This window comes from Psychrobacter sp. NPDC064578 (assembly GCF_044901245.1).
Taxonomy (GTDB): domain Bacteria; phylum Pseudomonadota; class Gammaproteobacteria; order Pseudomonadales; family Moraxellaceae; genus Psychrobacter; species Psychrobacter cibarius_C.
The window spans coordinates 218134-238026 of record NZ_JBJDPI010000003.1 but is presented as its reverse complement, the minus strand read 5'-3'; the positions used below and the strand labels follow the sequence as shown (position 1 = coordinate 238026).

Genomic DNA, 19893 nt, shown 5'->3' with positions numbered 1-19893 from the left:
GTATTGAGAGTGATCTAACCACTGATCAATTTACAAGTTGCCATTTTATATAAGTAGAATATACCATGCCACTGCCTTTATCACCGTCGCCCTTACCTACCGCCTCTCTACGTCTTGCCTGTGTCTTAGCAATAGCAACGACTCTTGCTGCTTGCCAAACCAGTACTATCAGCGCCAACACATTGTCGACTGCTCAGAAGCCAGTCATTCAAAATACCTTGGGTAAAGATGAGCTAAATACCGCTAAATCAGGTCAAGACTTTCAGCCCTCATCAGCATTGACCATGGATATGTCAGGTCGACACGAATATCAATTAGAAAACGGTCTAAAGGTAGTGGTAAAAGAAGACCATCGCGCACCTGTGGTAATGACTCAAATCTGGTATCGAGTTGGGTCAGCAGATGAGCCACTGGATAAAGGGGGCATCTCGCATTTGCTTGAGCATATGATGTTTAAAGGCACTACTAACGTTTCGAGCGATGACTATGAGCGCTTGATTGCTAAATTTGGCGGCGTCAATAATGCGTTTACCAGCTACGACTATACGGGCTATTACGAGCTATTCCCTGCCAACCGCTTTCCTTTAGCACTAGAGCTAGAAGCGGATCGTATGAAAAACCTACTGTTTAATGAGCAGGAATTTACCAAAGAGCACCAAGTGGTCATGGAGGAGCGCCGCCAACGCACTGATGATAATCCACTTGCCAAGGCTTATGAGTCATTTCGCTTATTGGCGCTCCCGAATAGTCCAAAAGGCGAATCCGTGATTGGTCCGATGGATGAGCTTGAATCCATTACCCTTACAGATTTAAAAGACTGGTATAAAACATGGTACGCACCAAACAATGCAACGTTAGTCATCGTTGGCGACGTTAAACCGCAAGAGGTGTTGGCTCAAGTCAAACGTTACTTTGGTGAGCTAACACCAAGCGATCTACCTAAACGTCCTGCCGTCAGTCAAAAAGGCTTCCGTGGCTATCAGAAAGTCGACTCCGAGCAAGCCGTACAAGTGCCAGTATTATTAATGGGTTATAACGTACCCAGTCTCGTCACTGCTGGTGCAGCTAATGAAAAACAAGCTTATGCGCTCTCACTGGCTCAAGATGTATTAGACGGTGGTCTCTCTGCCCGCCTTGAAAGTCGATTGATACGCGAGCAAGGTCTACTTACCACAGTGGGCACTTCATATGACTTGCTAGATCGTGGCGATGGACTGTTTTTGATACAAGCGACTCCACGTGAAGGTGTCAGCTTAGAGCAAGCACAACAAGCCATTATGGCTGAAATAGAAAAGCTCAAAACCGATCCCATCGCCGCCGATGAAATCGAGCGTGCCAAAACCAATACGGTCACAGGGCTCGTCTATGCGCAAGACAGTATGGAAGGTCAGGCGCAGATGATTGGCTCGTTACAGTCTATCGGTCTTGACGATACGCTGCTTGCCAAATTGCCCACCAAACTCGATAGCGTGACGATTGCTGACATACAAGCTGCTAGCAAAAAGTATTTGGTAAAGGAGAATTTAACAGTGATGCATGTCATCCCACCTAAAAACCAAACAGCCACAGAGAAATAATCGCGCCGTGTTAGCTCTTTATTCGATACAAGCGCCAATCATAAAGACCTTATTTATAAGAAGAAAACCATGACTCAAAATAGTGATTTGTTGCAAAATAGAAAAAAAGCGTGCAGCTCAATACCATCAGCAACCGCCACCATGCAAAAACTGTCGCATCTTAGTGTTGGCATCTTGCTAGGTCTAACAACGTTGACGATGACAGCACAAGCAAACACAACAGGTGCTGAAGAATATCGTGGCTCTTCGGCAGTGGATACCAGCGCACCGATTGCCGCACTATCAAAGCTAACTAGCCTTGACGATGATAAACCGTTAACCGTTACCATCCCAACGATTCAGCAGTTCAAAACCAAGGCAGGCGTTCCCGTACGTTTTGTACAAACAACAGCCTTACCGATTGTCGATATCGACTTGCGTTTTAACGCTGGTAGCGCCCGTGATGGCAGTATTAGTAACACAGGTTTTGGTATTGCTAATATGACTGCCACTATGTTGACGCAAGGCTCTAAACGCTTAGACGAAAATGAATTTACTCGCGCTGTCGAAACCTTGGGCATCAATCTAAACAGTAGTGCTTATAAAGACATGTTTATTGTCTCGCTACGTAGCTTATCTGATGATAAGCATCTACTTCCAGCCGTTGATTTAATGACTCAGATGCTCAGCGAACCCGCTTTTGACGACAGCATCCTAGCACGTAATAAAGCACGATTATTGGTTGGCTTACAGCAGCAAAAACAAGATCCCAACAGCCTTGCTAGCATCGCATTTAGCGAAGCATTGTATGGCGAGCATCCTTACGCCCATCCATCAGCGGGTACGCTTGAAAGCGTTCCTACTATCGAAAAGCAACAGCTAATAGATTTCAAAAACCGCTACTTAGTCGCAGCAAATGCCTCTGTTGCCATCACTGGTAATCTAACCTTAGAGCAAGCAAAAAAACTTGCGGAAGATATCACTAGCAAATTACCGAAGGGTCAGCCTGCAACTGAGCTGCCTGAACCAAAACCACTGAGCCAAGCCAAGCACATTCATATCCCTTTTCCAAGTACTCAAACCACCGTACTTATGGGACAATTGGGAGATAAGCGCGCCACCGATCCCCAGTCTCAGCAGAAGCAAACCAACTTTGCGGTTGGTAATGAAGTACTTGCGGGCGGTGATTTTAATGCGCGACTCATGACTGAGATTAGACAAAACTTGGGCTACACTTATGGCATATCAGGCTCTATGAATCCCATGCTGGCACGAGGACCGTACCAAATCGGTTTTTCAACGCGTAATGACAAGGCGCGCGCGGCCATTGATACCAGCTTAGCCGTTATCAATGACACTTTAGAAAAAGGTATCACCAGCACTGAGATGCGCTTAACGACGGACAATCTTAAAAACAGCTTTCCGATGGGTTTTGCGAGCAATGCGGGAATTAATGGCTTACTTGGGATGATGAATTTTTATCAATTACCAAACAGCTATCTGACTGATTATGTCAAACGTGTGGATCAAGTAAAGCTATCAGAAGTCAATCAAACCATGCAAGATACCCTTAAGCCTGATGATTTCCTGATTGTCACCGTTGGACAAGAGGATCCTTGGAAAGATAAAAAGACCAATAAATAGCCGTACAAAGAAATGCTGGGCAACACTATTTAGTATTGCCCAGCATTTCTTTATAGATTGGCACTCTTTATGAGTGGTAATAAATTATGAGTAGCACTGTTTATGAGTGGTAATAAAAGTAGATAGTGGGTTGTCCATACAAAAAATAATGCTCTTAACCAGAAATAGTCACTGCCACGTCATACATGAAATTTTCAGGCTTATAAGTTGCACCATTATAGGTCAATCGAATCACGTGCTTGTCATAAGAGTCTACTTTATAATCACCATTGGCGAAGTCATGCAGGGCTGGCACTATCAGTAGCGCTTCAATTTGACTGTCGTTAATGCTAACCGAGATCTGCTGACCACTGCGTGGGTATAAGAAATAATCACAATGATTATTCACCATCACTTCTGCAGTACGCTCAACGACCTGACTACCTATCTCTTCTTGTATAAGTTTTGGACAGATATCTGAGCGCTTTGAAGCCAGCCGAGCATAAGAGTTCTTAATATTATCTTCAATATCTTCAACGTCCTGTAAGTTTCTGTCAGGATCAGTAGCGGAATCTTCTGCCGTTAGAGAGCCTTGTTCAGAAAACGTTTCTGGGCTACAAGCACTGATCAATAAAAGAGATAGCAAGATTGAACCAAACAAAGCCATATATGTGTTATTTGATTGCAAAAACGCTTTTTTTGGCTTATCAGACTTATGTGTTTTCACCATCATTGAATACCGCTTCTTCATAAATCCTACTTACAATAGACGCTATGTGATTTCATAAACTAAATGATCATTAACCATAGTTTTTTAATGCTAAACTATTTATCATTTAGCGCTGCCTTTCATCAGTATTATTATAGCGCTTTTACTCTAACTTAATTACCTCTGGCTTATATTTATTTGATTTTTTGATAGATCATAAATGACTTAATAGCGGCATGAAGATGAGCTGCTGGCATGATTAAAGCCCCATTTACGATAACCATCCGTGTCTAGATGTATCGCACCCGTAGCATATAGGCCTAAACCGAAATTATGAGATTGCCCCTGATATTGCCAAAACTGGCATAAGCCATCTTGCATCGTACTGAGCCGCCATAAGTTATCTTCATACTCTGGTACCCAGATGTCGATAGCACTGGCATTCATATGCTTGCTACTATCGGCGCCACCTGCACAGCCATTAAGGCCAGGACTGCGATATACTGAGCGTATTTCACTACTGATGGGTAGAATTCCTTGATGCTTCAATTCGCCATATAAACGTAATGTCGGGACGATATTTGCCCATAACTCTTGCGGTGGCAACTGATAAGGCTCATAACCACATTTGCTCCAGCTTCGCGCTGTTGTGAGCAACTGCGACATAGGCGGTACATTGTGTGCGCCTACCCGCGAATTTAGATAGCGTTGAAAATCTGCTACTTGCCTAGCACGGTAGCTATTGCTATTCAACCACGCGTTAAAATCCATACTCATAGAATCAGTATAAGTACTATTGTAAGTATTGTTCGCAGTGCTGTAGCTGTTACTACTGTAAGTTGTATTATAAGCAGGCGCGCGCCGATTGACATTCATGCGCTTATTTTCTTCAATAGACAGACTGTCATCGAAATCAAAATCACGCTGCTTTTGAGCAATCAATCCTTGCATGCTATCGCCACTCAGCATGGTAACGCCAGAATTATAGCTTGTAGTATTCGTCGAAGGTCTGATGTGAGCATTACTGCTACTACCCTGACGTACTTGGATACGGCGTTCACTATTGTCGCTGATAATAGCGGCATGAACAGAGATGCTACTGGCACACATGAGTAGTGCAAGCATAGGCTTGTGAATCTGCCTATAAGGATATTTTTTTGTATTGTTCATTGCAACAAGCTACCGCTAAAAACGTTTTATCGATACTATCAAATTTTCAGCAAGCAAGCTAAACTATCGCCTCTAATCAGAGGCGTGTTATTAGTAATTAACACTTATCCTTATAATTTTTATAATTATGTGACTTTATTTCTTATGTGTTACTTTATCTACGATATTTTACTTGCATAGATATAGATACGGTGCGATTACCTTTAAATGTTGATCTGATTTGAAAATTCCCTCTTACCCCAATTGCCAGACACACTTTGCCTATGTCTTCTAATCCGCAATACCGTTTTTCACGTCAGAGCCATCATTTAGGCCAAGGCCATGCACCATCGTTATGGCAGCGTATACATATCGATCCATGGTTGACCCTTCTCTTATTGACGGTTTGCTGCATTGGTTTGACAATTTTATATAGTGCTGCCGGTCAAGATGTCGGTATGGTATTACGTCAAATGGTCAGCTATGGTGTGGCCTTTACGGTTATGTTTATCATGGCACAGATACCGCCTAGCCTTTATCGCACTTTTACACCTATCTTTTATGTAATGGGATTAATTTTATTGGTATTGGTCGATATCATCGGTGAAGTACGTATGGGTGCTCAGCGCTGGATTAATTTACCAGGGTTTGGCAGTGTGCAACCTTCAGAATTTATGAAACTTGGGATGCCAATGATGTGTGCTTGGTTTTTATCCAAGCGTGATCTACCGCCCTCTCTATCTAGCATCGTCATTACCTTAGCCTTAATCATCGTCCCTGTATTATTAATTGCAAAAGAGCCTGATCTTGGGACGTCGCTATTGGTGGCAGCCAGTGGTATTTTTGTGCTTTTTCTGGCAGGGTTGTCTTGGCGATTGATTTCAGCTGCCGCCATATTAGCGATACCGCTTATTGCGATTGCTTGGAACTTTCTATTACATGATTATCAGCGTACCCGTGTCTTAACACTGCTCAATCCTGAAGCCGATGTACAAGGTGCTGGGTGGAATATCATTCAGTCAAAAACCGCTATCGGTGCGGGTGGGCTCACTGGTAAGGGCTATTTAGAAGGCACGCAGTCGCATTTACATTTTTTACCAGAAGGTCATACTGATTTTATTATCGCGGCTTTTTCAGAAGAGTTTGGCTTGTTGGGCGTGATTTTATTAATGTTCATTTATTCCTGTTTACTCCTGCGCGCCTTATACATCGCTTTTACCCATCCTGATGTATACAGTAGATTACTAGCGGGTGCAATTGCCATGTCTTTCTTTGTTTATGTGTTCGTTAATGTGGGTATGGTTGGTGGTATTTTACCCGTCGTTGGCGTTCCTCTGCCATTCATTAGCTATGGCGGTACTGCGATCGTCACTTTGATGGCAGGATTTGGACTACTTATGTCCATTCACACTCACAAGCCCAGTTGATGCACAGTTACCAGTGATTCTCTAATGAACATTCAAACTTTACCTTAATGCTATTCATGTTAAAAATCAAAAAATACGCGTTATATAAAAGTTGTAAGGCGAATAAATCAGCCAATTAAAGCCTTCATTTAGAATGTTGTTACATGCAAAATGGTTGGAAATAAATATAAATCAATAACAAATTAAGGGTTTCTAACAAATTTTATTGTTTCATCATTTTATGGCAAGTCCTATAACTTGCCATAAAAATCCTCCTATCTACTTTTAATAATAAATACAAGCCATTGATTTAATTGAAATAATTAAAAATATCCTCATATCTCCTCTCATTAAAACACTTCGTTGCCAATTGGTACTGATAGATTTTAATCCTTGTTTTTTACAAATAATTGCGTTAACCTCGTTTAACTGTACTTTGATACATAACCCGTACATAGCTACTAATAAACTTTGCATTTAATTATATTTTGGTTGTAGCTCGTACGTATAGTTAGCGAATTGTAGACTCCAAGCTTTCAAATACACTACTTAATTAACGGTTTAATAACAAAGACACACGCAATGCCTTCTAAAACCTTTATTAATTTAGCAATGTTAGAAAGCTTGTAAATAGCACATATAGCGAACTCGGTACTCAACCTTTGTATTCAGATTGGGTATTCTACTAATATCGTTAGCTGTCATTTGAGCGTTTCATAAGTATCTTTGGTCGTATTATCCTGACCCGCTTATGATAATAAAATGAAAAATTACCATATCTTAAAATCTATAAAAGCCATGTTTAATATCAATAATTATATGAAAAAAATATTGATGATGCGGCTTTAGAGTTTGTGACGCTGTTAGATTGGTCTAACATTGCCACGCTCAGTCTAGAACTATTAGAGTTAGATTTTAAAGTATAAGTTATAGAGGTATCTATGAATAAGCGTTTATCTGGTTTACTTACCATGTCAGCAGTATTGTTTGCTGGCTCCGCAGTTGCTACTAATGCAAATGCTGTAGAAGCAAAAACCTCTCTTGCGATGATTTCACAAGATAACGCCTCCCATATCGATCGTGTACTTGGTGAGCTTAGCCGTCAACATGATGGCGCATCAAGTTTGGTGAAGTCAGCACGCCAACCAACTTCATTGGCACTTAGCAGCTCGCTGTTAGCCAGTGACACCTCTCAACTGACCAATGATGAAGATGTATTAGAGCGTCTGACAGCTGTAGCCTCTAACTCGGTCAGTAAGTTCAAGCAAACAGGCCTAGCCTCTTGGTATGGTCGTAAATTCCATGGTCGTAAAACAGCCAGTGGCGAAACATTCGATATGAATGGTTTGACAGCGGCTCATCGTTCACTACCATTGAATTGCTATGTTAAAGTCACGAATAAGACTAATGGTAAAAGCGTCGTGGTAAAAGTGAATGATCGTGGTCCATTCCATGGTAACCGTGTGCTAGATTTGTCTTATGGTGCTGCCAAAAAACTCGGTATTACAGGTAAAGGTGTGGGTAATGTTGCTATTGAGCGCGTTTCAGGACCATAATTCTAAAAAAACAGTCTATTTAAATTAGACCATAAAAAGCGCCTAACACATCAGTGTTAGGCGCTTTTTTGTAGTTTCATTTTATTGTATCCATTAGGCTACAGATAAAGCTGTAGCGCTTAGCAATGACTCATAAAACAACCATAGTCAAAAGGATTAACCCTTACACCTTATAGTTCAAATGCACTCTCAATGGCATCATCGAGACGTTCAACGGCAATCACATTGATGCCTTTAAATTGAGGAGCATCCTTAGCAGGCGCATTGGCTTTTGGAATAATGGCGTGCTTAAATCCATGTTTCATCGCTTCCTTTAACCGTTCTTGACCGTTCGGTACAGGACGGATTTCACCCGACAATCCCACTTCACCAAATACAGCCAATGACGATGGCAAGGCTTTTTCTTTAATGCTTGAAGCACAAGCCAACAATACTGCTAAGTCAGATCCCGTCTCTATAACCTTGACACCACCGACGACGTTGACATACACATCTTGTCCGCTAGTATGAATACCGCCGTGTCGATGCATGACGGCCAGCAGCATGGACAGACGCTGAAAATCCAATCCTAATGCCATTCGTCTAGGTGAGCCTTGCGAATCATCGACTAACGCTTGTACCTCCACCAACAAGGGTCGTGTGCCTTCGCGGCTGACCATGACGACAGATCCAGCAACGGGTTTGTCATAGCGACTCAAAAATATCGCTGATGGATTGGCGACCTCTTTCAGCCCCATATCTGTCATACCAAAAATACCTAATTCATTGACGGCACCAAAGCGGTTTTTGACGGCACGAATCATCCGAAAACGTGAGTCTGATTGACCTTCAAAATATAAGACCGTATCAACCATGTGTTCAAGAACGCGCGGCCCTGCGAGCGTGCCTTCCTTAGTTACGTGACCCACTAAGAATAGCGCGGTGCCAGTCTGTTTGGCGTAGCGAGTCAAGATGGCCGCAGACTCTCGAATTTGACTGACGCCGCCAGGTGCAGAATTGATTGCATCCGTATAAATGGTTTGAATAGAGTCAATAATAGCGATGGCGGGTTGCTCTTGAGTCAAGGCGGCACAAATAGTCTCTACATTGGTTTCGGCAAGTACGCGTAATCTATCGGCCGGTAAATCTAAGCGCCTAGCGCGCATAGCAACCTGTGCCAATGATTCTTCACCAGTCACATACAAGGCGCTACCTGCTAACGAGTCGGCACGTGCCATATTAGTCGCAGTTTGTAGCAAAATCGTCGATTTACCGATACCAGGATCACCGCCGATTAAAACGACTGAACCAGCAACCAATCCTCCACCAAGTACACGATCAAACTCACTAATACCAGTTGGTAAGCGTGTGTCTAGCGTCACGCTCACAGCATTAAGCGGCATGACCGCACTATGCGTACCCGAATAATTTCCTGATGGTGCACTGCCTGATTCACGAGAGGCTGATCGATTTGCTGCTGGTTTAGAAACGTTTTTATTGTGATGGGGCATGCTCACATTTGGTGCTTCGACCAAGCTATTCCATTCACCGCAATCAGTACATTGCCCTGCCCACTTACCAAAATGCGCGCCGCAATGCTGACAGACATAACTGCTCTTATTTTTTGCCATAACGTATGAACCTTATTCAAGTGTCCAATGAAGATTAATTGATAAAATATCGTGACGCTCTGATAAGCATTAATTTGAGAATGATTTTTGAGATAAATTAGCCATCAGTATGACGGACTAGATCTTATAGAAGAAGTAAGGCTAAATATGATGAATAGCTAGGTATAGGAAGAGTAGCAAGCGCTGTCTTGAGCACTTAATGGAAATTATAAGTCTAACAGACAGCGTAAATAGTAGCGCGAAAAACACGTTGAGATATTAGGGGTGTATTGAACATTTAAAAATACGCAGAGCTAATCGATGCGCATTTAGCAAAAATGTATTCGAGACAAGTACAATATTCAACACATCCTCGTTTATACGTGAAAGTCTTTACCCAGATAAACGGCTTTCACCAATTCATTTTCTAACACTTCACTAGAAGTACCCTCAGCGATAATAGCACCTTCTGAGACGATATAAGCTTTCTCACAAATAGCCAAGGTATCGCGAACGTTATGATCAGTAATCAAAACACCAATACCACGATTTTTGAGGGTCAAAATAACGTCTTTGATATCACCAACAGAGATAGGATCCACGCCTGCAAATGGCTCATCTAATAAAATGAACTTTGGGTCAGCCGCCAATGCACGGGCAATTTCACAGCGACGACGCTCACCACCTGATACGCTCATGCCTAATGATTTTCGTACATGCTCTAGATGGAATTCACCGATTAGTTTTTCCAGCTCTTGCTTTTGCTCGCTTTTATTTAATTCTTTGCGAGTTTCTAAAATAGCCAAGATGTTGTCTTCGATAGACAATTTGCGAAAAATAGACGCCTCTTGTGGTAAGTAACCAATTCCTGCACGCGCACGCTCATGCATGGCGTATTTAGACAGATCCATTTTTCCTAAAGTGACGCGGCCTTTGTCCATATTGACCAACCCTACTACCATATAAAAGCTGGTTGTCTTCCCTGCACCATTTGGACCTAATAAACCAACGACTTGCCCTTGTTCTACGGAGAAAGAGACATCTTTCACAACCCAGCGCTTACCATAGCGTTTGCCTAAATTCTGCATTGATAGTCGCGTCGCAGGTGCTGCGTTATTATTGGTTGCCAAAGGGTTTGTATTTTTATTATCACTCATAACTTACTCATACGGTTGCAGAATTCAAGCACTAATACACTAAGGGGTGTTGATACAGTTACATTAACTATTCAGCTTTTTAGCTTTTTAGCTTTTTAGCTTTTTAGCTTTTTAGCTTTTTAGCGGATGCTACTTTGGCTACCATTACTACTGGGCGGAAAAACCAACTCTACGCGCTGATTACCGCCAGCAGTTGCTTCAACATCACCAGCTTTTAGGCTATAACGAATGACATTACCCGCAAAGCTTGCGCCATTTTGAACCAGCTTAGCATTACCCGTCAAAGTAACAATACCAGTGACCGCATTATAATCAATCTTATTGGCTTGACCTTTTGCCAGCCCTTTTTCTTGTGTGACTACCTGTTGCATGGTTGCAGGGCGTCCAGTCGCTACTGCTGAATTAATACTGCGACCCTGTGATAGGTTAACCGTAATGTTGTCAGCGGTCATTTTAAACGTACCTTGAGTGATAATGACACTACCCGAGTAGCTGGTAACGCCTGTACGCTCACTATAGGTCGCTTTATCAGCCAATAGTTTGATTTCTTGATTGGCATCTGATGGCAGCGCATGACTGTAAAGTGGTAGTGCCAGCAGCATAACCGTTGGCAGCACATGTAATTGACGCAAGCGGCACGATGTTAGATTGAAGCGTGCTAATGATGAGCGCAAAGTAGGCAAAAATTTAGATGTCATAAAAATCACTCGTTTTATAATGGGTAGTAGGATTTGCAAACTTTATGCTAGCTGCTATTTTTATTACATAGTCAATAAGAGTTACTGCGATCAAAACAGTGCTTTATCTTGGCGTTCAGCTGGATTAAAAGCGACAGCCACTTGACCAAACTCATATTCACCGGTCTCAAGGTTGGCGGTCATGCTAGAAGCTTCAAACCGATTCATGCCTTGTTCAATCTTAACAGGCGCGTCACTATATACTTGCCCTGATTTGGTATTGCCTTTAAGGATACTACCTGTCACCTTTATCGGTTCAATATCTGGCGCGTCTTTATTGCCTTCACTGACCAGTGAAAAGCCCCCTGACAAGCTGAGTTCACCCGTCTGCTGACTAATAGCAGCACTACCCGCTTCAATACGATAACGCTGCTCTGCCGATGGCTCCCAATTCATAGTGATGCCTGACATCTCGTCTAAATTGGTCTCTGGATTGTGCGTCAATGTTTTGGCAGTCAGCTCATACTCAGTTTCGCCTTTCTCATTAGTCTGTACTGCTTTGATATCTGTTGCTTCATAATCAACATCGGTCGCTTCCATACTAACTGGCGGCGCTATCTCTCCTTGCTGTTGAAAAAACCAACCTGCAATACCAGCAATAATCAAGGCAAGAACTATTAAAACACGAGTATTCACGACAAATTATCCTGAGTTTTTGCTGCATCAAGCGTATAGTGCGCGATGAAGTCTTGATAGTGTCCATGACCTTTCAAAATGAGGTCACATACTTCACGTACAGCGCCAGTGCCACCTGCTCGGGTGGTGACCATGTCACTGCGATTGATGACTTCAGCATGCGCATTGGGTACTGTTGCAGCAAATCCAACGGTCTGCATCGCTTTAATGTCTGGTAAATCATCGCCCATATAAGCGCAATCAGCAGCCGTGATATTGAGCGCTGAATCAAGTATGGTTAGCAGCTCATTTAAAGCAACCAGCTTATCATCACGACCTTGCACCACATAATTAACGCCCATTTCCGCGGCGCGCTTATCTACCATGGCACTGCTACGACCTGTAATAATAGCTGTCAAAATGCCATAACGTGCTAACGACTTAACGCCTACGCCATCATGAACAGAAAAGGCCTTGGTCTCGATACCATTGGCATCATAGATAATTTGACCGTTTGATAAAATACCATCGACATCCATTATCAACAGCTTTACTTGTCCGGCTTTTTTGATTAAGTCTTGCATCATGTCCCTCTTTCTTAAGGCTATTTTTTACATTTTATTGTTATAAATCAACACTGTGTGAATCTATACTGTACAAACCGATATCTTTATTAATGCTATTCATTTTACACCAGCTTGTAACAAATCATGTACCGTAATAATTGCTTCTAAACGATCTTGGTCATCAATAATTAGCAACTGGCTAATACCATTTTCATTCATCACACTGAGCGCGTCTGATGCGCGCATGGTCTTGCTAATGCGCCGTGGATTACTAACCATTACTTCACTCATCGGCGTTTGCAAATCGATGCCTTTTTCTAGACCACGGCGTAGGTCACCATCTGTGAATACCCCAACCACCTTATCATTATCATCGGTCACCACCGTCATTCCTAAGCGCCCAGCAGACATAGTAAAAAGCGCTTCTTGTAGTGGCGCTTGCTGATGAATAAGCGGCAAATCTTCTGACTTAGTATGCATTAAATCTTCAACTCGCGTTAGCAGCTGACGACCTAATGCGCCTGCTGGATGCGATAATGCGAAATCCTCTGAGGTAAAGTTGCGCGCATGGACTAAGGCAACGGCCAATGCATCACCAAGCGCTAAGGTCGCCGTGGTACTGGAAGTAGGAGCAAGATTAAGTGGACAAGCCTCTTGCGATTTACCGAGCGTCAATACAATATTCGCGGCACGAGGCAACATACCGCGCTTATCACGGCTAATACTAATCAGTGGAATATTTAGGTGTTTGACCACTGGCAGTAGCATCTTAATCTCATCGGACTCACCAGAGTTAGAGATAGCAAGCAGTACATCACCTTTTACCAACATGCCTAAATCGCCATGCCCAGCTTCACCAGGATGCATAAAAAAGGCTGGCGTGCCAGTAGAGGCAAACGTCGCCGCTATTTTACGCCCAATCAATCCTGACTTACCCATACCAGTGACCACGACTCGACCCTTACAAGCTAAAATAATATCGCATGCTTGTGCAAACCTATCGTCTATCTGCTCTGTTAGTAAAGCCAATGCCGATATCTCAGTGTTAATCGCTTCGATAGCCTTACTAATAAACTGCTCATGGGTTAGATTGATTTGGGTATTACTCATGGATTCGCTCTATTTTATAATGAATCAATACTGTATTTTACTATACTATGCCCAATATTAATAATAATCTACGAAACCAATCGCTAACTACTCGGCACGTCATTTTAGACCATTATTATACGTTTATTTATACAAAAAAAACCCACTATAAAAGCAGGTTTTGATCGGATAAATCACGTATTAGTAATGCACCTTCGATAATGAATCTTGCTCTCTAACCATTGTTATCATTAGATCCATCATTTGGCTTTTCCTCAAAACCCGTATTATCTGCTGGGTTTTCGAAGCCACGGTCTTGACCAAAACCGCCACGCTCAAAGCCACGCTCCTGACTCTGACCAAAGCTACCACGCTCAAAACCACGATCTTGGCCTTGGCTAAAACCGCCACGATTAAAACCACTGCGATTAGACGCAAAGCCGCGCTCTTCAAAGCCACCTGTGCTAGCAGGATTACTACCGCGTTCAAACCCACCACCTTGATAACCTGCTGGAGCAGCGCTTTGCGGTTGGGTGCTCGTACCTGTCGTCGTACTGCTACGTGGATTACGTGCAGGCACGACGGTTGAGATAGCGTGTTTGTATACCATTTGACTGACAGTGTTTTTGAGCAATACCACGTACTGATCAAATGATTCAATCTGACCTTGCAGCTTGATACCATTGACCAAAAAAATAGAGACAGGAATGCGATCTTTGCGCAGCGAGTTCAAAAACGGATCTTGTAAAGTTTGTCCTTTTGACATGAGAGCTCTCCTAAATATTATTAATTATGTTTTAGTGCCAATTATTTTAAGTGTTAATTTAATTATAATGGCTAACGGCAGATACAATAATAAATTTTCTTTATAAAACGTATCTAAATAAACGCTACTTGTTCTTAAGTGATTCCACTTTATCGCGAATACATTATTATTGTAAATAATTAAGTAACTAGTTGTTTCATTAGTTATTTTTATCAACAAACGTCAATTAATATTGATTAAATACACAGTTAGGCTAGTATTACACCTACTATTTTGATGAATTTAAATTATAACAGCTATCTACGATATAATTTGATACTAATTGTCATTACTTTATAATAGTTGCATAGAGCTTTTTGCAATACTATATTTTTAGTACACCATATTGTATTTATAAGGTATTAACTCATACCATATTTTGAGGCAGTTTATCTCATTTTTATCGCCATTTTTAAAATGAGGACACGCCCTAGTATCATTGATAGATTTAATATAAATAGTCTCTTGCCTGCGCCATGGTGGTGAATGCTTTTACCACCATATTGCGGTCTATAGAATAGCCTTTCTCGCTAGAGGTATCGGCTGCTATCGCCCCATCCATGCAAGTACTAGGCAATTGCATGACTTTGCGTAACCATGTGTACTGACGTTTTGCCAATTGTCTTGTCGCATATAATGCCTTATTTTGCATTTGCTGACAAGCAAGTGCCTCGGTCGCACCATCAGACAAGCTTGATTGAGCTGAAGACTGGAGCACTTCAAAAGCACTGTAAAATTGCGCTTTGTCTAGATTAGGCTGTTCAAATACTGGGTGATCGATGTGTACTAGGTATTCTAGTACTTGTCGATAACCAACGCATCGCATGGACGGTAGATTTGGTGTTAAAGGATAGCGCTTCAGCAGACCAATGACCTCAGTCACCAACCCGTCATTCCACATGATATCTAAACGTTGCTCGATACGTGTATGCAACCATGGACGATCAGGCATGACTGTCAATGCATGCCATTGCTGATTGGGATTATTTGCCAATGCCTGCTTGGGCTTTCGCTGCCAGTCACTGATAGGAATATCAGTTTGCAGATAAACTTCAACTGCTCGGGTGATGCGCTGAGTATCAGTCGCATTAAGGCGCTCATGGCTGATCGGATCTATCTCACCCAAATAGTCGTAAAGCGCACTAATGCCTTCATTTTGCCGCCACTGCTCCACACGTACGCGAACACTATCATCACTATCAGGTACTGGAGATAGCCCGTCTAGCAGTGCCATGTAATACATCATAGTACCGCCAACCAGCAACGGTATTTTGCCATTCTCGTGACAGCTATCAATCAAACGGGCAACGTCATTCACAAATTCGGCGACGCTATAGCTCTGCATAGGATCGATAATATCAACCAAATGATGTGGATAACGCGCCAACTCAATAGCGGTTGGTTTTGCCGTACCGATATTCATATCACGATAAATCAGCGCTGAATCTACTGAAATTAGCTCATAACGCCCTGTATCATATAACTCATAAGCCAGTGCAGTCTTGCCACTTGCTGTCGGCGCCATCAAACACACCACGCTATTATCTGCTAAATTGGCGTTTAGGCGATAAGATGAGCTGTCAGATGAAAGTTGCATAGGCTTGCCTTTATTAATGATATTAGTAGCAATAAATAACTTTGAGCGGTGTCATTGCTCAAATCTACTTATTATATTTTGTGTCGTTACGATTATCTTGACTCAGGTGCAGATGATAGCATCAACGTTGCTAATTGATTACCATCTATAGCTTTGATCGCATACTGAGTCAGTAACGCGTCGATATCCGCCAAGAACACCATCCAGTCTTGCTTTGACATTTGCATGCTCACGGCGGCAAGTTGTTGATTAATGTCATTTGCACTGTGCAACCATTGATCTTTTTTATATGCCCTATTGCTAAATAAACTTGACTCAAATAACGAACACATCTTTGATTGCCAATTCTCTGCACCGATCAATACACATTGGCTTTGATGATAAAACAATAACCAAGGCAGCGCTTTGTCCTCACTATATGTTGTGCCAACAGATTCGGTTGATGCCTCATTTAAATGAGTAACAACGTCTAGGCAATAAGGCAAAGATGTCGAACGTATTGCGACATCGTTAGCGATATCTCTAGTGTTTTGACTTATTTTCTCAGAAACACTTGATACGTTTAAGGTTTGAGGCGAATACCTATTTTCTGACAACTGATAGGGTTGTTTGGGCGCTTTTACCTGATGGCTTTTGCTTGAATGAATGGTCGTTGATGTGTTTGGCATTGCAGTAGCGAATGCATTATCGATAGACAGATTGCTATCTACTATCTGACTATTACCTAGTATTTGAATCGTATCATTAGGAGATCTGATCGTCTCTGTAGTCACTACTGTCTTAAGTTTTGCCCGAATCGCATGGCTTACATGCGCCATAATATTATTGAGCGGACTTATTTTAATACGCTGTTTAGATGGATGCACATTGATATTGAGCCACTGAGTGGGCAAGTCAAAATAAAGCGCATAGCCAATACCCACCAACTGAGCAGTTTGGGCAAGTTGGCGTAGCTGATTGCTTATCAATGCTTCTTTGACCAGTCTGCCATTCACATAGATTAACTTTGGTAAGGTATCCTGCGAATCAGTGATAGGCCATAACCAACCATTAACGCTTGCTTGATCGCCAAAGCTATTATTAACATATTCTCTAGATAGTTGCATTAAACTGGTGAGGTCTATCGCTATTTCTAACGCCTTTTTGGTTAACGACAACCCAGTCGCTTGCTCAAGACGTGCCAATGGCAAAGGATTGACATTATTATTGCCATTAGCATTTGTAGAAACAGCACTTAAAGACTTTGAATTTGAAAGCCTTGCAGTTGAAGACATCGTACTTAAAGACATCGCACTTGAAGAAAGTGACAACCGTTTTTTATGGTCATGAAAGAGCGTCAGTGCCACATCTGCTCGCGCCAAAGCCACTTCGCGCACAATCGTTTCGATATGACTGAACTCGGTCGCAATAGATTTCAAATTGCCACGGCGTGCTGGTACGTTAAAATATAAATCCTTAACCGTAATGGTCGTACCACGATGATGCACAACTGGCATGAGCTTTGGCGCATCATCTAACACACCCGCGACTTGCAACTGGCGACCGATGCCACTGTCATCATGGCTACTGGTTAAAGTCAGCCGAGATACTGCCGCCGTCGCTGCTAGTGCTTCGCCGCGAAAACCCAACGTCATAATACCGTGTAAGTTAGCGACATCCGCGACTTTACTGGTTGCATGACGGGTAATTGCCATGACCATATCATCGGGATGAATACCCACACCATTGTCGACCACTTCAATCATACCCATGCCACCTTGAGTAATATGTATCTCAATATTGGTCGCACCGGCGTCAATGGCATTTTCTAGCAGCTCTTTGACTACAGCTGCTGGGCGTGTCACTACCTCACCCGCTGCCAATTGATTGATGAGCAGCGGCGATAGTTTTTTGATGCGAGTATAAGAATGATTGTCTGGCATTTGCGGCATTAAGAGGTATCGTTGTTTTACGTGATGATAAGTAGTACTGCTAGATATTGATGACTTATATTAAGGTCTGTTGAACATTCAAATGTATAATTAAATCTTAACAGAGGATAAATCTAAGTCTTGCGCTTGCCCAGCCTTCGATAGCCGCAGCTCAACTTGACGAGACTCATTATCCTTATCAGTGCTAGTAGCTTGCGTCATATCAATAAACAAGGTGGGCGGCGGTAAATAGCTGTCCGCACGGCTCGCCCATTCAATGATAACCAACGCATTTGGCTCATCCAAATATTCATCAAAACCGATAAAAGATAACTCTTCTGGGTCTTGCAGACGATACAAATCCGCGTGGTAAACTGGCTTGATTGAGCCATCTTTTTGCTCGATGCTATAAGGCTCAACCAAGGTATAAGTCGGGCTTTTGACGGCACCTGCATGCCCGAGCGCCAGCAACCAATAGCGAGTCAGAGTCGTTTTACCTGCCCCTAAATCACCAGCCAGCCAGACACTACCTGTCAAGGGTAAAGCTGCCAATTGCGCGGCCAAACGCTGAGTATCAGCTTCTGTATACAGTGTCAGCGTTTTAGTGTTTTTGTCCTCTGTTGTACTATTAGGCATCGGGCTTACCTGCCTGCACTTGCGTCTGTACCTGCATAGTCACCGTTGGGTTGATAAAGCTTTCACCGCGGATCAATTTGGCATATAGCTCAGGGTCGTGCCACTCGGCACTGACTTGATCGCTAAACTCAAACGCTTCTAGATGAAGCTTACCCATTTGCTCATTCGCCACATCATCAGCAAAGCACTGCGCGTAACCAGTTGCGGTTTCATGTGCAATCACCGAGTAAACGCTGACATCAGATTCACCGTTTTGCATTTGGGTTTGTTTTAAAATTTCTTGCGCCCAAAAGAATATCACGCGTGAAAACTGCTCTGCCGATGGCGATACTGGCAAGCTTATCCAGCGCGCACTAAATTTTTTACAGGCAGCGACATACTCAGGGTCGTCTTTATTCCAAAAACAAATCGCGTGATCAAAGCTATCGATAATGTCCTTGATAGACGATTTTAATAAGCCAAAATCATAGACCATTTGCCCATGATCCAAGCGCTTAGCCTCAAGAATCAGTTCAATCTGATAACTATGACCATGGATAGAGTGTTTGCAGCGCTCAGAGCTACAATTACGCACAATATGTGCATTTTCAAATTTAAAAAGTTTACGGATACGCATAACAATCAACCAAAACAGTAAGCATTTTTATGCTAAATATGAATATTATAAAAGTTTGCCGCGACGGCTTATCGGCTTGTGGCTTATTATAGCAAATCATGATGACTCCGTAAGTAAGCACTTATTAATAGCAGTATTGACTAAATAAATTCATGGCATCGAAAATCTACTTATAAAATTCATTTATCAGACAAATTTTTGAAAAGTAGTATTAAACAAGGGATAGATACAGGATTGACTCAAATCGTAGGTGAATTGTGCTAGCGCTATCTATTGCGACCCCTTAAGCATATACTCATTGCAGTACGCACTATTTGCGTCATCAGCATCAATCTAACCTTCAAGCTATTTACACTGGCTTAAAAGGTATTACGGCTTATCTCAAGAGGAAAAAACCATGAGTAAAGGTCAAGACAGTAAAAAGAACGTAAAAAAGAAACCGCTATTAACGGCAAAAGAGAAAAAAGCCGCCAAACAATCTAAGAAAGACGACAACGGCAGTATCTTAGGTAAACATTAATATTTAGTGCATCATTGTGTCACTTAAATCTATGCCAATCGAACCTCACGGTTTGAT

17 protein-coding genes and 1 pseudogene are annotated in these 19893 nt (G+C 42.3%); 5 read left to right on the top strand and 13 right to left on the bottom strand.

Features of this window, described 5'->3' with window-relative positions; translation table 11 throughout:
• Positions 1-65: 65 nt before the first annotated feature.
• Positions 66-1577 carry a M16 family metallopeptidase gene (locus ACI2JM_RS04675; protein ID WP_404642479.1) on the top strand — a complete coding sequence of 504 codons (1512 nt, stop codon included), beginning with the start codon at positions 66-68 and terminating at the stop codon, positions 1575-1577.
• Between the two features lie 69 nt (positions 1578-1646).
• Complete coding sequence (locus ACI2JM_RS04670; RefSeq protein ID WP_404642477.1) at positions 1647-3200, top strand: M16 family metallopeptidase; 1554 nt, start codon at positions 1647-1649, stop codon at positions 3198-3200.
• Between the two features lie 154 nt (positions 3201-3354).
• Here the strand turns inward: ACI2JM_RS04670 and ACI2JM_RS04665 are convergent, their stop codons facing one another.
• Positions 3355-3930 carry a hypothetical protein gene (locus ACI2JM_RS04665; protein ID WP_404642475.1) on the bottom strand — a complete coding sequence of 192 codons (576 nt, stop codon included), beginning with the start codon at positions 3928-3930 and terminating at the stop codon, positions 3355-3357.
• Between the two features lie 183 nt (positions 3931-4113).
• The gene (locus ACI2JM_RS04660) at positions 4114-5058 is read right to left on the bottom strand and encodes a D-Ala-D-Ala carboxypeptidase family metallohydrolase (RefSeq protein WP_404642473.1); all 945 of its coding nucleotides are present in this window, start codon (positions 5056-5058) and stop codon (positions 4114-4116) included.
• Positions 5059-5321: 263 nt separating this feature from the next.
• Between ACI2JM_RS04660 and rodA the strand changes: the two genes are divergently transcribed.
• Together rodA and ACI2JM_RS04650 are read left to right on the top strand one after the other, a co-directional pair.
• Entirely contained in the window at positions 5322-6464 is a 1143-nt protein-coding gene (gene rodA, locus ACI2JM_RS04655; protein ID WP_055124925.1) for a rod shape-determining protein RodA, read from the top strand.
• A 1193-nt stretch (positions 6465-7657) separates the two neighbouring features.
• A pseudogene (locus ACI2JM_RS04650) lies at positions 7658-7999 on the top strand (septal ring lytic transglycosylase RlpA family protein); the annotation flags it as partial.
• Between the two features lie 170 nt (positions 8000-8169).
• On the opposite strand, the gene radA reads toward ACI2JM_RS04650, so the two are convergent.
• From radA to ACI2JM_RS04595, 11 genes are all read right to left on the bottom strand, one after another.
• On the bottom strand, positions 8170-9609 hold the full coding sequence (gene radA / locus ACI2JM_RS04645) for a DNA repair protein RadA (protein WP_404642471.1): 1440 nt from the start codon (positions 9607-9609) through the stop codon (positions 8170-8172).
• Between the two features lie 356 nt (positions 9610-9965).
• Positions 9966-10745: an LPS export ABC transporter ATP-binding protein gene (gene lptB, locus ACI2JM_RS04640; protein ID WP_045452843.1), complete on the bottom strand. Its 780-nt coding sequence runs from the start codon at positions 10743-10745 to the stop codon at positions 9966-9968.
• A 119-nt stretch (positions 10746-10864) separates the two neighbouring features.
• Positions 10865-11443 carry a lipopolysaccharide transport periplasmic protein LptA gene (gene lptA / locus ACI2JM_RS04635; protein WP_045452840.1) on the bottom strand — a complete coding sequence of 193 codons (579 nt, stop codon included), beginning with the start codon at positions 11441-11443 and terminating at the stop codon, positions 10865-10867.
• 90 nt (positions 11444-11533) lie between these two features.
• Positions 11534-12118 carry an LPS export ABC transporter periplasmic protein LptC gene (lptC, locus tag ACI2JM_RS04630; protein ID WP_404642468.1) on the bottom strand — a complete coding sequence of 195 codons (585 nt, stop codon included), beginning with the start codon at positions 12116-12118 and terminating at the stop codon, positions 11534-11536.
• Positions 12115-12681, bottom strand: a complete 567-nt coding sequence (locus tag ACI2JM_RS04625; RefSeq protein WP_372815124.1) for a KdsC family phosphatase — start codon at positions 12679-12681, stop codon at positions 12115-12117. The genes lptC and ACI2JM_RS04625 overlap by 4 nt, the downstream gene beginning before the upstream one ends.
• Positions 12682-12780: 99 nt before the next feature.
• Entirely contained in the window at positions 12781-13773 is a 993-nt protein-coding gene (locus ACI2JM_RS04620; RefSeq protein ID WP_201553878.1) for an SIS domain-containing protein, read from the bottom strand.
• 214 nt (positions 13774-13987) lie between these two features.
• Positions 13988-14518 carry an RNA chaperone Hfq gene (gene hfq / locus ACI2JM_RS04615; protein ID WP_404642466.1) on the bottom strand — a complete coding sequence of 177 codons (531 nt, stop codon included), beginning with the start codon at positions 14516-14518 and terminating at the stop codon, positions 13988-13990.
• A 487-nt stretch (positions 14519-15005) separates the two neighbouring features.
• Positions 15006-16154 (bottom strand): tRNA (adenosine(37)-N6)-dimethylallyltransferase MiaA, encoded by a 1149-nt coding sequence (gene miaA, locus ACI2JM_RS04610; RefSeq protein ID WP_404642464.1) that lies wholly within the window; start codon positions 16152-16154, stop codon positions 15006-15008.
• A 92-nt stretch (positions 16155-16246) separates the two neighbouring features.
• Complete coding sequence (gene mutL, locus ACI2JM_RS04605) at positions 16247-18085, bottom strand: DNA mismatch repair endonuclease MutL (RefSeq protein ID WP_404642462.1); 1839 nt, start codon at positions 18083-18085, stop codon at positions 16247-16249.
• A 90-nt stretch (positions 18086-18175) separates the two neighbouring features.
• Positions 18176-18700 (bottom strand): tRNA (adenosine(37)-N6)-threonylcarbamoyltransferase complex ATPase subunit type 1 TsaE, encoded by a 525-nt coding sequence (gene tsaE, locus ACI2JM_RS04600; protein ID WP_404642460.1) that lies wholly within the window; start codon positions 18698-18700, stop codon positions 18176-18178.
• On the bottom strand, positions 18693-19316 hold the full coding sequence (locus ACI2JM_RS04595) for a 6-carboxytetrahydropterin synthase (RefSeq protein WP_055124932.1): 624 nt from the start codon (positions 19314-19316) through the stop codon (positions 18693-18695). Before ACI2JM_RS04595 ends, tsaE begins: the two co-directional genes overlap by 8 nt.
• 397 nt (positions 19317-19713) lie before the next feature.
• Here ACI2JM_RS04595 and ACI2JM_RS04590 point away from each other — a divergent pair, with 397 nt between their 5' ends.
• Positions 19714-19836 carry a hypothetical protein gene (locus ACI2JM_RS04590; protein WP_020443648.1) on the top strand — a complete coding sequence of 41 codons (123 nt, stop codon included), beginning with the start codon at positions 19714-19716 and terminating at the stop codon, positions 19834-19836.
• Positions 19837-19893: the final 57 nt, after the last annotated feature.

What these genes read in the sequence shown, in the direction of transcription:
- lptA (WP_045452840.1), bottom strand. Translation starts at nt 11,443, where the DNA reads ATGACATCTAAATTTTTGCCTACTTTGCGCTCATCATTAGCACGCTTC.
- ACI2JM_RS04620 (WP_201553878.1), bottom strand. Translation starts at nt 13,773, where the DNA reads ATGAGTAATACCCAAATCAATCTAACCCATGAGCAGTTTATTAGTAAG.
- ACI2JM_RS04670 (WP_404642477.1), top strand. Translation starts at nt 1,647, where the DNA reads ATGACTCAAAATAGTGATTTGTTGCAAAATAGAAAAAAAGCGTGCAGC.
- ACI2JM_RS04675 (WP_404642479.1), top strand. Translation starts at nt 66, where the DNA reads ATGCCACTGCCTTTATCACCGTCGCCCTTACCTACCGCCTCTCTACGT.
- hfq (WP_404642466.1), bottom strand. Translation starts at nt 14,518, where the DNA reads ATGTCAAAAGGACAAACTTTACAAGATCCGTTTTTGAACTCGCTGCGC.
- tsaE (WP_404642460.1), bottom strand. Translation starts at nt 18,700, where the DNA reads ATGCCTAATAGTACAACAGAGGACAAAAACACTAAAACGCTGACACTG.
- ACI2JM_RS04625 (WP_372815124.1), bottom strand. Translation starts at nt 12,681, where the DNA reads ATGCAAGACTTAATCAAAAAAGCCGGACAAGTAAAGCTGTTGATAATG.
- rodA (WP_055124925.1), top strand. Translation starts at nt 5,322, where the DNA reads ATGTCTTCTAATCCGCAATACCGTTTTTCACGTCAGAGCCATCATTTA.
- lptB (WP_045452843.1), bottom strand. Translation starts at nt 10,745, where the DNA reads ATGAGTGATAATAAAAATACAAACCCTTTGGCAACCAATAATAACGCA.
- radA (WP_404642471.1), bottom strand. Translation starts at nt 9,609, where the DNA reads ATGGCAAAAAATAAGAGCAGTTATGTCTGTCAGCATTGCGGCGCGCAT.
- ACI2JM_RS04595 (WP_055124932.1), bottom strand. Translation starts at nt 19,316, where the DNA reads ATGCGTATCCGTAAACTTTTTAAATTTGAAAATGCACATATTGTGCGT.
- ACI2JM_RS04590 (WP_020443648.1), top strand. Translation starts at nt 19,714, where the DNA reads ATGAGTAAAGGTCAAGACAGTAAAAAGAACGTAAAAAAGAAACCGCTA.
- mutL (WP_404642462.1), bottom strand. Translation starts at nt 18,085, where the DNA reads ATGCCGCAAATGCCAGACAATCATTCTTATACTCGCATCAAAAAACTA.
- ACI2JM_RS04665 (WP_404642475.1), bottom strand. Translation starts at nt 3,930, where the DNA reads ATGAAGAAGCGGTATTCAATGATGGTGAAAACACATAAGTCTGATAAG.
- ACI2JM_RS04660 (WP_404642473.1), bottom strand. Translation starts at nt 5,058, where the DNA reads ATGAACAATACAAAAAAATATCCTTATAGGCAGATTCACAAGCCTATG.
- miaA (WP_404642464.1), bottom strand. Translation starts at nt 16,154, where the DNA reads ATGCAACTTTCATCTGACAGCTCATCTTATCGCCTAAACGCCAATTTA.